A 13,524-nucleotide genomic window follows, 5' to 3' on the forward strand; every position below is an offset into this window, starting at 1 on the left:
TTATGGCGAAAAAGAAAATAGCAGGCACAAAGAATGTATATGAATTAGCACAAGAACGACTGAAAGTTATATTTAATGAATTTGATAATATATATGTGTCATTTTCCGGAGGTAAAGACAGTGGGGTATTGCTGAATATGTGCATCGATTATATCCGGAAGAATAATTTGAAGATACGCTTGGGGGTTTTTCACATGGATTATGAAATCCAGTATAAAATGACTATTGACTATGTAGACCGGATGCTGGAGGCCAATAAGGATATTTTGGATGTATACCGGGTATGCATCCCTTTCCGTGTGGCTACCTGCACCTCGATGTATCAATCTTTTTGGCGTCCGTGGGAAGACAGCAAAAAGAATATATGGGTTCGTTCCATGCCTAAAAAGGCAATGACCAAAGAAGATTTTCCTTTTTATAATACAACGATGTGGGATTATGAATTTCAGATGCGTTTTGCGCAATGGATACATAATAAAAAAGATGCAGTGCGCACTTGTTGTCTGATCGGGATTCGTACACAGGAAAGTTTCAATCGGTGGAGATGTATCTATATGAGTCGTAAATTCCAGATGTATCATAAATATAGATGGACTTCAAAAGTGGGGAATGACATTTATAATGCCTACCCTATTTATGACTGGAAGACAACGGATGTATGGACTGCCAATGGAAAATTCCAGTGGGATTATAATGTTTTATATGATCTTTATTATCGTGCCGGAGTCAATCTGGAGCGTCAGCGTGTAGCAAGTCCCTTTATTAATGAGGCCCAAGAGAGTTTGCAGCTTTACCGGGTGCTTGATCCCAATACCTGGGGTAAAATGGTGGGAAGGGTGAACGGTGTGAACTTTACCGGTATGTATGGTGGTACTCATGCAATGGGATGGCAGTCGGTGAAACTTCCTGAAGGATATACATGGCGCGAGTTTATGTATTTTTTGTTGTCCACTCTGCCGGAGCGGGCGAGGAAGAATTATCTCCGGAAACTTTCAGTAAGTGTGAATTTCTGGCGGACAAAGGGCGGATGTCTAAGTGATGCCACTATCCAAAAGCTGATTGATGCGAAGGTGCCGATTATCGTTATGGACAACAGTAACTACAAAACGTTGAAGAAACCGGTGCGTATGGAATATCAGGATGATATTGATATTCCGGAGTTTAAGGAAATACCCACGTATAAGCGGATGTGTGTCTGTATCCTCAAGAATGACCATGCCTGCAAATACATGGGATTCTCGCCAACAAAAGAGGAGATGAGTAAAAGAAGTCAAGTTATGGAACAATATAGAATCATAGTATCATGAGTGTAGATAAAAGCCCTGTTTACGAAGTAAAAGCAGTACCTGTAGAAAAAGTATATGCGAACGATTATAATCCGAATGTCGTAGCACCACCTGAAATGAAGTTGCTGGAACTTTCTATTTGGGAAGATGGTTTTACGATGCCTTGTGTATGCTATTATGATAAGGAGGCGGACAATTATATCCTGGTAGATGGCTACCATCGTTATACAGTATTGAAAACTTCCCAACGAATCTATAAGCGTGAAAACGGCTTATTGCCGATTGTGGTGATAGACAAGGACCTGTCTAACCGTATGAGTTCAACAATCCGGCACAACCGTGCCCGCGGAATGCATAACATTGAATTGATGTGTAACATTGTTGCGGAGCTTGACAAGGCAGGTATGTCCGATCAATGGATTATGAAAAATATCGGTATGGATCGTGATGAATTGTTGCGCCTGAAACAAATTTCAGGACTTGCCGATCTGTTTGCCAATCGCGAATTCAGTATTCCTGATGAGGTGGCTCCTACGGAAACAGAACGCAAAACCTTATAATCTGATAGCTATATATATACAGGAATTGAACATTTTGTCATTTAGGCACAAATTATACAAGTTATCAGACTGCTTTATTGTATAAAATGGTCGTTGATCTTGCTTAATTTGTGCCTGAATTATATCTAAATGACATAAAAAACTATTAGCACATCTTGTTAGTGTGGTTTCAATAAACGAAACTCTTTTCTTTTAAATGGTGCGCATATCGCAAAAAAAACTTCCCGTCAACATTCTTCTTTTATAATGCGTAATCCCTTCGATTGTAAATAGCATTAATAGTCTTACTTCTGGAATCTGATTATCTGTATCAGAAATGAATACAATTTTGTATCTCCTTTAATATTCCGAAATTTGCAATATGAGATTTGGATAAAATTAGGTATCGCCAAGAATGAGGTGTTTAAAAGGTAATGAGAGAGAGTAAGAGATATATAACTATTTTTTTCTATTTGATTCTTCTTCTATTTATGGCTGGATGCGAGCATGATGTAAGCACAATAGGTCAAGAGAATGAAGAGGAAGCACTGAAAGAAAAAGTGCAAATAGAGATTTTTGCCAGGGCAAAATCGTACTCTCTGCCTCCGACCAGAGCTTTGGAAAGTGAGGTCGGTAAAACTCCATGGATACTGGTCTTTAAGGGACAGGGTGCGGGAGCCACCTTTATAGAAGCTGTACAGGCTTTTGAAATGATAAGCAAGCGATATGTGTTATTGACTAAGCAGCCTGCTGGTAACAAATACCAATTACTGATACTTGCTAATCCGTTGGATCAGTTCTATTATGGAAATGCATCTACGGGATATGATTTTAACCAGGCAGCTTTGCTTTCCAAGTTAACTCCGGGAGTGACTACTTATGGAGAAGCTTGTAGCAAGTTACTGACTAAACCATTGGATAGTAATCCACTTACTACTGTACCGTATAGTGGAGATGAAGAGACGATTCCGATGAGTCATCGATTGGAAGTGGATCAAATAGACAATACGACGAAGATAGCCAATACTGATGGAAGTTCATTATTGCTTACCCGTGTGGTTGCTAAGATTGTCATTGTCAATAAAGCATCTAACTTTATTTTGAAGGGAGTGACCGCTGTCATGAATGTGCCCCGGCAAGGTAAATTGCATGATGCTGATGGGATATTAATGAATAATACAACCAATTTGACAGAGTACCGGTATGATGCTGCTTACTCACTTCCCGTGGTAAAAGCGGAAACGATTGCAACCGACGTGCAGAGTACAGAGAAATTCCCTATATATATGTACGAGTCCGATGTGCAGAATAATACATATCTTATTATTCAGGGTACTTATGACAATAAAGACTATTATTATAAGATGTCACTGCTCAATAGTAGCCTGCAGGCGATGGATATAGAGCGTAATCATTCATACACATTTACGATTAATAGAGCTAAAGGACCCGGATATGATACGGTAAGTGATGCAAAAACTGCGAAGCCATCTAATACAGATCTTGATTTTGAGATTATGGTAGATGATAGTGAATCTTATGAGATCCTAGCCAATAATGATTATTATTTGGGTGTAAGCAACTCGGTTTTTATAGCCTATTACAGTGGTGAAAATATGGAGGATTATGATGCTTTTAGTGTGATTACTGATTGTACAAAGGATTTTCAGGATGCTCGAACAATAACAGATAATAAACTGGAAGTATCAGGAGCCTTTCAGTTAAGCGGGCCATTTAAGGTGCCGATAGTAACTTCCAATGGAACAAATCCGGTAATAACACCGGTAACAGTTGGAGTCACTAACCAGTTGATGGGTTATGAAGAGGGAATTGATGATAAGAAAAATGCGTATATAACATTAAAACTTGGAAACTTGGAAAAAAAAGTTCATATCAGACAAAGAAAAGCGATTTCCGCAGGAGGAAGCACACTAAAGTTTATGCCTACTAATAATACCGATCCGGTAGTAAGCGAAATAAACTATTTCTGTCTTACTGGCCAGGTAGAAGAGGGGACTGACAATCCTAAGGAGTGGATTCGTTTATACTCTTCTGTAATGCCGGAAGGACATACAGGAGAAGATCACATTATCGTAGAAGACGGGAGAATATATGTGGAAGTGTTACCTAATACAAATGCAACTCCCAGATCCGGTATTGTGCATCTAACCACCATGGCATCTGTTGGTGGGGTTAGTTTAAACTCTGTGCAACGTATAAAATTAGATATTACTCAATTAGGGCAGTAAACAGTAAATGTGTTATTAATGAAGAAAGTAAGTTTACTCATATTATTCATGCTCGGATGTATTCTTTTCGAGAGTAAGGCACAGAAAGTTGCGCTTAAAAGCAACCTTTTGTATGACGCTACCACGACCATGAACTTAGGGCTGGAGCTAGGATTGGCACGTAAATGGACATTGGATATTCCGGTCAACTATAATCCATGGAAGCCTTCCGACGGCAAACGATTACGTCATTGGGGAATACAACCCGAAGTTCGTTATTGGTTTTGTGAACGCTTCCGCCGTACGTTTATTGGAATACACGGACATTATGCGGATTTCAATGTGGGAGGATGGCCTGATTGGTCTTTCATCAGCGAAAATATGCAAAAGAATCGCTATCAGGGACATTTATACGGAGGTGGTTTTTCTGTGGGACATTCCTGGATTCTGAAAAAACGCTGGAGTATTGAAGCATCTGTTGGAGTGGGGTATGCACATATTGTATATGATAAATATCCCTGTACCACTTGCGGTACGAAGGAGAAGGAAAGTAGTAAAAATTACTTTGGACCTACTAAAGCAAGTGTGTCGCTTATTTATATAATTAAATAGAATGATGATGAAAAGAAATATAAGTTTTATCGTATGTATGTTAGTGGTTTGCAGCCTGAATATAAAGAATGTGATGGCACAATCCCGCTCTTATGAGGGCAACATTGCTGTGAAGCCGGTTCAACTGGAACAAAAAGGTAACTTTCTTCATATCGATATAGACTTTAGCTTGAATAATGTGAAGGTCAAATCAGCGCGCGGAGTGGATCTTATTCCCCAACTGGTATCTCCGGAACGTACGTTGAATCTTCCAAAGGTATCTATTAAAGGTCGTGATGAATATCTGGCTTATGAACGTGAACTTGCGGTAATGAGTGCCAAAGAGAAGAAGACCTATGAGAAGCCTTATGTGGTGGAAAAAGGAAGCAAATGGAGAAATGATACGATTCGCTATCGGTATGTGGTGCGTTTTGAGCCTTGGATGAAAGATGCGCGTCTGGATGTGCAGCGTGATGAGTGTGGTTGTGGTGAAACAGCGCTGATGGATGTGGAGCAGTTTGATAAGGTTACGTTGGAACGTGTATTATTGCCATACGTGGTATCACCTCAATTGGCATATTTGCAACCAAAGGCTGAAGAGATCAAACGCCGTGATATACAGGCAGAGTGTTTCCTTGATTTCGAAGTGAATAAGGTGAACATCCGTCCTGAATATATGAACAACCCTCAAGAGTTGGCTAAAATTCGCAAGATGATTGATGAGTTGAAGTCTGATCCTAGTGTAAAGGTTAACCGCTTGGACATTATAGGTTATGCTTCTCCGGAAGGAACATTGGTTACTAACAAACGCCTGTCCGAAGGACGTGCTATGGCACTCCGGGAGTATTTGGCATCCAGATATGATTTCGCTAGAAACCAATATTATATCATCTTTGGCGGTGAGAACTGGGAAGGTTTGGAAGAAGCACTGAATACAATGGAAATGGAATATAAAGATGAAGTGCTGGATATTATAAGGAATATACCTATTGAGAAAGGAAGAGAGACTAAGTTGATGCAACTTCGTGGGGGAGTGCCCTACCGGTATATGCTGAAATATATTTTCCCGAGTCTTCGTGTTGCTATCTGCAAAGTGAATTATGAGGTTAAGAATTTTAATATAGATGAAGCGAAAGAGGTTATTAAAAGCCGTCCGCAGAATTTAAGTCTGAATGAGATGTTTCTGGTGGCTAATACCTATCCGGTTGGTTCGCAAGATTTCATTGATATATTCGAGACGGCTGTCCGGATGTATCCGAAGGATGAGATTGCTAATATAAATGCCGCTGCTGCCGCTTTATCGCGCAATGACCTGTTATCGGCAGAACGCTATTTAGATATGGTACACTCAAATACTAATTTATCAGAATATAATAATGCCATAGGGGTACTAATGCTATTAAAAGGAGAATATGAGAAAGGAGAAAAGTATTTAAAAATAGCCTCCGAATCGGGTTTGGAAGCTGCCGGACATAATTTGGAAGAATTGGCTAGAAAGAGAACAAATGCAGCTGAAATTGAAAAGAAAAATAGGGATAAATAAATTAATTACAAACGCTTTTATTAAATTGTAAAAAACAATGAAGAAAAAAAACTTTTTTATGCTGGCACTTGCTGCTATTGCATTTGCAGCATGTAGTAATGAGGACATCGTTCCTGGTGGGGAGAACGGGACTGATGTAACGAACTCTGATGGAGATGCATGGGTGGCTTTAACTGTACAATCAACTAAAACACGTGCACTGAACACCCCCAATCAAGAAAATGGTACACCTGATGAAAGTACGATTACTAAGGTTTACGCAGTTTTCTTTGATGGGCATACTGATGCAAGTGTTGTAACGAAAATTGTAGATTTTGGAACAGAGGATATTAATAACCTGCCGAACAGAACAAATGCTTTTAAAGTACCTTCTACTTCTGTAGCTGTGTTGGTTATTGCTAATCCACAGAATTTGGGTCGGACTATTCAAGAAGGTGACACTTATGAAAATGTAAATAAGGTAATAACGCTTACGGCAGAAGCTGGAGTGACTACTGGGGTGGCAAAATCGGGCGGGTTTGTGATGACAAATGCCAAAGGCGATCTGGAACCTTCAGATACTGATGGGAAACCAAAAGTCTTGACTTTATACAATACGCCAACAGCAGCGACAAGCTCTCCTCTGACTATTAGAATTGATCGTATATCAGCTAAAGTGCGGGTATATGTGAAACCTGATGGTGGTGAAAAACTTAGTGAAACTGCAACTATAGACTCGGATGAGACAGAGTGGTATTTGAATATAACAAACAAGAAATTCTATCCTGCATCAAAGAGAATGAAAACAGCCATGAATACGTGGACTCCTTATGATCAGTATAGTCTTGGTTCATACAGAGTAGATCCGAATTTTGGAGTAGTCAATGATATTGGCGCATGGGATGATGATGATCAAACGGTGTATGCTGGAAACTATTTTTATGTGTCATCTGCTACTAAAAAAGAAGATATAGATTGGAATGAAGTAAATACGTCTGTTAAATATTGTCTTGAAAATACCCAGAATCAAACTGATGTTGTAAACTTCAATATGCATGCTTATACAACGCAAGTATTGTTGAAAGTCGGTTATGCTCCCACTACCATTACTAATGAAGATGGTTCAAAAGTGACTTTAGCTAATGGAACAGATTGGTTTAATATGAATGGTATATTCTATACTCAAGCTTCAATATTGACTTATATTGAAAAGGAATTGGCTAGTAAATATAAACATGATAAACCGTCTGAATATGCTACGGATATAACAGATGCTTATAATGGGTATATAAAGGAACTTCTTAAGACCGAAGTTACGATTCCTACTGATAAGGATGGTGCTAAAACTGCAGAAGAGATGGCAGCAGAACTTAAGTTGGAATTTAGTAATCTTGCTGCCCAGGTTTCAACGGCAAGTAAAGGAGGTAAGAATCTGAAAGGTGTTGAATACTATTCAGAAGGTATTTGTTACTATAAAATCATGATTAAGCATGATGATAGTCCTACCATCATGAATAAGTTAGGTGAATTTGGTGTAGTTCGTAACTCTGTTTATGATATTACTGTAAATAAAATCAATAATCCGGGTTATCCAATCATCCCCGATCCGGATCCTAATACACCGGATGAAGAAGAAGACCGTTACTTATCTATCAAGATTGAGGTTAATCCATGGACTTGGTACAGTCAAGTTGAACCACTATAATTTGAAATTCATTGTTTTAATATAATTAGAGGTAAAGAGGGGACGCTCTCTTTACCTCCAAAACAAACAATAGAAAATAGAAAACAAACAATAGAAAACTTTATAGTTTGATAGAATTAGAAGAATAGAAATATGAACCTAAAAAGCCTTGTACGTCATGTCACCTTCGGGATTCTCATCATTAGCTCCTGGATAATGACTTCTTGTGATAACTTTAATGAAGACTTGCCGGAATGCCGTTTGTTTGTAAAGTTCAAATATGACTATAATATGGAATTTGCAGATGCTTTCCATACACAGGTTGATAAAGTAGAGCTTTATGTGTTTAATAAAGACGGAAAGTTTTTATTTAAACAGGCAGAAGAAGGAAGCTCATTATCGACGGGAAATTATCTGATGGAGGTAGCATTGCCTATAGGCGAGTATCAGTTTATGGCATGGGCAGGTGCACGTGATTCATACGATATTACTTCGTTAACTCCCGGTGTCTCTACGATTACTGATCTACGATTGCAGTTGAAACGTGAAGAGTCTTTTATCATCAATAAAGAGTTGGAAACGCTTTGGTATGGTGAGATTATCGATGTAAACTTTACAGGGAAAACTCATCAGACAGAGACGATTAACCTGATAAGGGATACAAAACGGGTACGTTTTATATTCCAGGGTTATACCAATGATTGGGAACTCAACGTGGATGATTATGATTATGAGATTCGGGAATCCAATGGGTATCTGGGGCATGATAACTCTTTGTTGGAGGATGATATGCTTAGTTTCCAACCTTATCGCAGAGATCAAGTGAATTCTTCTGCTGCTTCAGTAGACCTTAATACGATGCGGTTGATGAAGGATCGAAAAACCCGGTTAGTGGTGACGGAGAAATCTTCTGCAAAAAAGGTATTCGATATCAATCTGATTGATTATCTTGCTATGACTAATATGGAGGATAAGAAAATCGGAATGCAGGAATATTTTGATCGCCAAAGTAACTACCATATCGTTTTCTTCATCTCTGATTCATGGCTTGCCATGAGAATCGTGATTAACGGATGGACTGTTTATTCGCAGACAGAAGGAGAACTGTAATATCAACAAATAGGGAGAAATCCCAGAAAGAATACATTAGTATAATAAGGGACAAAAAAAGAACCGGCTAAGTTAATTAACTTAGCCGGTTCTTTTTTACAAGGTATCAATTATACTTTTTTGATTTTGTAGGAATATGATACGCTGTGCTTCTCCGCTTTCCGAGATCAGAGTGGAGTGACGTTTCAAAGATAGAATCCAGTCACGTTGCATCTGACAGATATGCGGGCTTTGTGAATCCATCGAATTGATTGAATATATCCGCAATAGACTAATCTGGTAGTTCAGTTTTTCGATGTAGCTGTAAGTCGCTTCAAAGTTTATATTGGATAAATAGAAATACACTTTCCGTCCTTCGCTAAATTCTCCTTTACTTGATAACGTTTCTATATACGTCAGTAGTTGATATAGTTCTTCTTTTAGGTTCTCTACATCATTCGGTGTAATCATGTGCAAACTGGCAAAGTACTTAATCTCATTGACGAAAGAATAGAAAATACTGGTGTCCCAGATAAAAAAGGTTTTGGGACATTGCTTCACACTTTCACTCAACTTCTTATGCGCCTGCACGATTTTCTTCTCTACGCGCATATCCTCCAAAGAGTGTGGAGTCTTGATTTGTCCATGCTGATAAATCCATCGGCTAAGACGAAACTTAGACAGATTCTCGAAAGAAGAATAAAGCGTAAAAGGTAAAAGATTGGAAGCCGTATATATTTCCGTGCTATTATCTTCTTTTACAAAATCAAATATCTGTAGATAACGATTAAGTATTTCGTAATAGCTATCTATCGCATTAGAAGAATGATGCAGGTTGAGGTCGAAAGTCACCTTGTTAGAATGGTGATCGCCGACTACCTGATCGATAGAAATTCCCAATTTGTGAGATATGATGGCTACTTCTTCTATCGAAAAAGATACCTCACCCCGAAGTCTGCGGTATACAGCTTCTTTGCCCATACATAGGATATCCGCCAAATTACTGGCAAGATTTTGCCCTTTGGGAACCCTCTCTTTCATAACTGTTATTAATTCATTTAGAATACCATTTTTCATTGTCTGTTCCTCGCATTTAATATTAATAATCACTGTGATACATTTTATGCAAAATTAAAGCTTGTAAGTGAAAGATTAGTGTGGAAAAACGGCTATGAGTTGTGTGCTCATTTTCTGATTGGAAAGAAAAAAAAAGAGTGGGGGCATATAATGAAAAAAAGTAGATAATGTGGTTATCTACTTTCATTTATTGTAATTCTATAATTTACTTGCTTCTGTTTTACGAAAAAATGGAAATTAAAGAGTATCAATGATTTCCCGTTGTTGCTTAAAAAAATGAATACGTTGCATTTCACCACTTTCGGATATCAGAGTGGAGAATTTCTTTAATGACTGAATCCATTCTTTTAAACTATGGAATATCTCATGATCCAGGGTAGTCAAAGAATTGATGGAATAAACACGTATCAGGCTAAGCTGTAGCGAATTGGTTTCCACATAACTGTATGTCGCCTCAAAATTGATGTGAGACACATAGATACGGACCGTATTGCCATCTTTGGTTTTTCCTCGTGTAGCAAGTTCTTCCAGTTCGTCTGTAAGCAGAAACAATTCCTCTTTAATCTGCATTTTCGCTTCATCCGAAATGAGATGAACGTCAGAGAAGTATTGGATGTCATTGATGAGATGCTGAAAAATCATGCTATCCCAGATATAATCTATAGAATGAATATGACGGGTCATATCTACATAATCTTTCTGGATATTGAGCAATTTCGCAGGAATCTCCAATTCATCGAAATTGTTACACTGAATATATTTGTTTTGGTACATCCATTTGAAAAAACGGAATTTAGCCAAAAGATCATGTTTCAGATAGAGAGTCTGGGGAATAATATTAGAAGAAGTCCCCATGGTAGACTCCGGATCATCCTGCATTGTATTAATCAATGATACATATTTATATAAGGTATTATAGTAACTTTCAAACGGATCATCATAATCTACGATATTTATGTCGAACATTGCATTCGATTTGAAGCTGGTTCCTATAATCTTATCCAGCGATATGCCAAGTTTCCTTGAAACAAGAGCTGCTTCCTGTAGCGTGAAAGGTACCTCACCACGCAATCTTCTATATACGGCTTCTTTACCTATGTATAGTGTGTCCATTAACATATCTGCCAGTTTACCTTTTGCCGGAAGCTTTTCTTTCATCGCCTCTATCAGGTTTGTATTAGGGTCATTTATCGTCATAATAGTCTAAATAAAATGTACTTTTGTATTATAAACATTTCACTGTGGCAAGTTGTTTCGGAATTTGAAACTATTTAAATCTTCTTTTTTTTAAAATATCATCTCCGAAAATTGTTTATTTTAAGCAAATCGGTTACATTTGTGTCCATAAACAAAACGAAGGGACAGCGTCTCTTTAGTAAACAATAGAAAAACTTAGAATGAAAAGAATATTGGTAAGTGGCGGAGCCGGTTTTATAGGCTCTCATCTCTGTACTCGGCTTATAAACGAAGGTCACGACGTGATATGCCTGGATAATTTTTTTACGGGTTCGAAAGATAATATCATTCATTTGATGGATAATCATCATTTTGAGGTGGTGAGGCATGATGTCACTTATCCTTATTCGGCAGAAGTAGATGAAATATATAATTTGGCATGTCCCGCATCTCCTATCCATTATCAACATGACCCGATTCAAACAGCTAAAACATCTGTGATGGGGGCTATAAATATGTTGGGATTAGCAATGAGGCTGGATGCCAAGATTTTGCAAGCTTCTACGAGCGAGGTATATGGAGACCCGATCGTTCATCCGCAACCGGAAAGCTACTGGGGAAATGTGAATCCGGTAGGTTACCGGTCTTGTTATGATGAGGGGAAGCGTTGCGCAGAAACGTTATTTATGGATTATCACCGTCAGAACAGTGTGCGTGTGAAGATTATCCGTATTTTTAATACGTATGGTCCGCGAATGTTGCCGAACGACGGCCGGGTTGTTTCTAATTTTATTCTTCAAGCGTTGAATAATGAGGATATAACTATATATGGTGATGGAAAACAAACACGTAGTTTCCAATATATTGATGATTTGATTGAGGGAATGATAAGAATGATGAATACGGAGGACGGATTTACAGGACCTGTGAATTTGGGGAATCCGAATGAGTTCCCAGTGTTGGAACTGGCGGAAAGGATTATTAGTCTGACCGGCTCATCTTCGAAAATTGTATTTAAGTCTTTGCCGGATGATGATCCGAAACAGCGACAACCGGATATTACATTGGCTAAAGAGAAACTGGGTTGGCAGCCTACCGTTGAACTGGAAGAAGGGCTGAAGCGTATGATTGAATATTTTAAAAATGTCTGAAGCATAAAAAAAGAAAATTATGAATATGGAAATTAATCCTTCCGAATATAAAGTCCTTATTGTGGACGATGTAATATCAAACGTCCTTTTATTAAAGGTACTTTTGACCAACGAGAAATTCAAGATTGTGACTGCCGGTAATGGAACACAGGCGTTGGAACAAGTGAAGAAGGAAAATCCGGATCTAGTATTGTTGGATGTGATGATGCCGGATATCAGTGGATTTGAGGTGGCTCAACAAATGAAAGCGGATCCCGAAATGGCTGAAATTCCCATTATCTTCCTGACTGCTCTTAACAGTACGGCAGATATCGTCAAAGGATTTCAGGTGGGTGGTAACGATTTTATCTCAAAGCCATTCAACAAAGAAGAGCTGATTATTCGTGTGACACACCAGATTTCGTTAGTTGCAGCGAAAAGAATCATTGTTGCACAAACGGAAGAGTTGCGTAAGACTATTATGGGACGTGACAAGCTCTACTCTGTGATTGCACATGACTTGCGTTCGCCTATGGGATCCATCAAGATGGTATTGAATATGCTGATTCTAAATCTGCCAAGCGAAACGATTGGTGAGGAGATGTATGAATTGCTAACGATGGCCAATCAGACAACTGAAGATGTATTCTCATTGCTTGATAATCTGCTGAAATGGACGAAGAGCCAGATTGGTAAACTAAAAGTGGTTTATCAGGATATTGATATGGTAGAAGTGGTAGAGGGCGTAAGTGAAATCTTTACGATGGTAGCCAGTCTGAAGAATATTAAGATTGTACAGGATGTACCTGTGGAAAATATGGCTGTCCGTGCTGATATTGATATGATTAAGACGGTGATCCGTAATTTAATCAGTAATGCGATTAAGTTTAGCAATGAAGGTTCGGAGGTAGTGGTGTCACTGGCAGAAGAAGACGGTATGGCAATCGTAAGTGTGAAAGATAGCGGTTGCGGTATTGATGATGAAAATCAGAAGAAGTTGCTGCATACCGATACTCATTTCAGTACATTTGGTACAAACAATGAAGAAGGTTCGGGACTCGGATTGTTATTGTGTCAGGACTTTGTTGTTAAGAATGGCGGTAAACTTTGGTTTACTTCCAAGAAGGGAGACGGGTCTACATTTAGTTTCTCAATCCCATTGTTGGAGAAATAAGATAACTTAGATAATACGACTAGAAATA

The 13,524-nt window shown here is 38.5% G+C and carries 11 protein-coding genes; 9 read left to right on the top strand and 2 right to left on the bottom strand.

The genetic code is table 11. The annotated features are described in order from the left end of the window. The first annotated feature begins 2 nt into the window (after positions 1 to 2). From NQ505_RS17235 to NQ505_RS17265, 7 genes are all read left to right on the top strand, one after another. The gene (locus tag NQ505_RS17235; protein ID WP_008999483.1) at positions 3 to 1,307 is read left to right on the top strand and encodes a DUF3440 domain-containing protein; all 1,305 of its coding nucleotides are present in this window, start codon (positions 3 to 5) and stop codon (positions 1,305 to 1,307) included. Continuing rightward, the gene (locus NQ505_RS17240) at positions 1,304 to 1,846 is read left to right on the top strand and encodes an IbrB-like domain-containing protein (RefSeq protein WP_008999484.1); all 543 of its coding nucleotides are present in this window, start codon (positions 1,304 to 1,306) and stop codon (positions 1,844 to 1,846) included. Before NQ505_RS17235 ends, NQ505_RS17240 begins: the two co-directional genes overlap by 4 nt. 413 nt (positions 1,847 to 2,259) lie before the next feature. Continuing rightward, entirely contained in the window at positions 2,260 to 4,074 is a 1,815-nt protein-coding gene (locus NQ505_RS17245) for a DUF4906 domain-containing protein (protein ID WP_008999485.1), read from the top strand. A gap of 18 nt (positions 4,075 to 4,092) precedes the next feature. Further along, positions 4,093 to 4,665, top strand: a complete 573-nt coding sequence (locus tag NQ505_RS17250; protein WP_008999486.1) for a DUF3575 domain-containing protein — start codon at positions 4,093 to 4,095, stop codon at positions 4,663 to 4,665. A gap of 4 nt (positions 4,666 to 4,669) precedes the next feature. Then, positions 4,670 to 6,187: a DUF3868 domain-containing protein gene (locus NQ505_RS17255; protein ID WP_032853637.1), complete on the top strand. Its 1,518-nt coding sequence runs from the start codon at positions 4,670 to 4,672 to the stop codon at positions 6,185 to 6,187. Between the two features lie 37 nt (positions 6,188 to 6,224). Then, the gene (locus NQ505_RS17260; RefSeq protein WP_008999488.1) at positions 6,225 to 7,871 is read left to right on the top strand and encodes an Mfa1 family fimbria major subunit; all 1,647 of its coding nucleotides are present in this window, start codon (positions 6,225 to 6,227) and stop codon (positions 7,869 to 7,871) included. 132 nt (positions 7,872 to 8,003) lie between these two features. Beyond that, positions 8,004 to 8,960, top strand: coding sequence for a FimB/Mfa2 family fimbrial subunit (locus tag NQ505_RS17265; protein WP_008999489.1), 957 nt, complete (start codon positions 8,004 to 8,006; stop codon positions 8,958 to 8,960). 96 nt (positions 8,961 to 9,056) lie between these two features. Here the strand turns inward: NQ505_RS17265 and NQ505_RS17270 are convergent, their stop codons facing one another. Beyond that, positions 9,057 to 10,016 carry a hypothetical protein gene (locus tag NQ505_RS17270; RefSeq protein ID WP_259828387.1) on the bottom strand — a complete coding sequence of 320 codons (960 nt, stop codon included), beginning with the start codon at positions 10,014 to 10,016 and terminating at the stop codon, positions 9,057 to 9,059. A gap of 237 nt (positions 10,017 to 10,253) precedes the next feature. Next, positions 10,254 to 11,213 (bottom strand): hypothetical protein, encoded by a 960-nt coding sequence (locus NQ505_RS17275; RefSeq protein ID WP_008999491.1) that lies wholly within the window; start codon positions 11,211 to 11,213, stop codon positions 10,254 to 10,256. Positions 11,214 to 11,413: 200 nt separating this feature from the next. On the opposite strand from NQ505_RS17275, the gene NQ505_RS17280 reads away from it, so the two are divergent. Next, entirely contained in the window at positions 11,414 to 12,343 is a 930-nt protein-coding gene (locus NQ505_RS17280) for a UDP-glucuronic acid decarboxylase family protein (protein WP_008999492.1), read from the top strand. A gap of 19 nt (positions 12,344 to 12,362) precedes the next feature. Next, positions 12,363 to 13,496, top strand: a complete 1,134-nt coding sequence (locus NQ505_RS17285) for a hybrid sensor histidine kinase/response regulator (protein WP_008647350.1) — start codon at positions 12,363 to 12,365, stop codon at positions 13,494 to 13,496. The last annotated feature ends 28 nt before the right edge of the window (positions 13,497 to 13,524 follow it).

The organism is Bacteroides sp. D2, from assembly GCF_025147085.1.
In the GTDB taxonomy this organism is placed as follows: Bacteria; Bacteroidota; Bacteroidia; order Bacteroidales; family Bacteroidaceae; genus Bacteroides.

Excerpts from the sequence above, each read along its gene's own strand:
- NQ505_RS17270 (WP_259828387.1), bottom strand. The coding sequence starts at position 10,016 with ATGAAAAATGGTATTCTAAATGAATTAATAACAGTTATGAAAGAGAGG.
- NQ505_RS17235 (WP_008999483.1), top strand. The coding sequence starts at position 3 with ATGGCGAAAAAGAAAATAGCAGGCACAAAGAATGTATATGAATTAGCA.
- NQ505_RS17275 (WP_008999491.1), bottom strand. The coding sequence starts at position 11,213 with ATGACGATAAATGACCCTAATACAAACCTGATAGAGGCGATGAAAGAA.
- NQ505_RS17250 (WP_008999486.1), top strand. The coding sequence starts at position 4,093 with ATGAAGAAAGTAAGTTTACTCATATTATTCATGCTCGGATGTATTCTT.
- NQ505_RS17240 (WP_008999484.1), top strand. The coding sequence starts at position 1,304 with ATGAGTGTAGATAAAAGCCCTGTTTACGAAGTAAAAGCAGTACCTGTA.
- NQ505_RS17255 (WP_032853637.1), top strand. The coding sequence starts at position 4,670 with ATGATGAAAAGAAATATAAGTTTTATCGTATGTATGTTAGTGGTTTGC.
- NQ505_RS17285 (WP_008647350.1), top strand. The coding sequence starts at position 12,363 with ATGAATATGGAAATTAATCCTTCCGAATATAAAGTCCTTATTGTGGAC.
- NQ505_RS17265 (WP_008999489.1), top strand. The coding sequence starts at position 8,004 with ATGAACCTAAAAAGCCTTGTACGTCATGTCACCTTCGGGATTCTCATC.
- NQ505_RS17280 (WP_008999492.1), top strand. The coding sequence starts at position 11,414 with ATGAAAAGAATATTGGTAAGTGGCGGAGCCGGTTTTATAGGCTCTCAT.
- NQ505_RS17245 (WP_008999485.1), top strand. The coding sequence starts at position 2,260 with ATGAGAGAGAGTAAGAGATATATAACTATTTTTTTCTATTTGATTCTT.
- NQ505_RS17260 (WP_008999488.1), top strand. The coding sequence starts at position 6,225 with ATGAAGAAAAAAAACTTTTTTATGCTGGCACTTGCTGCTATTGCATTT.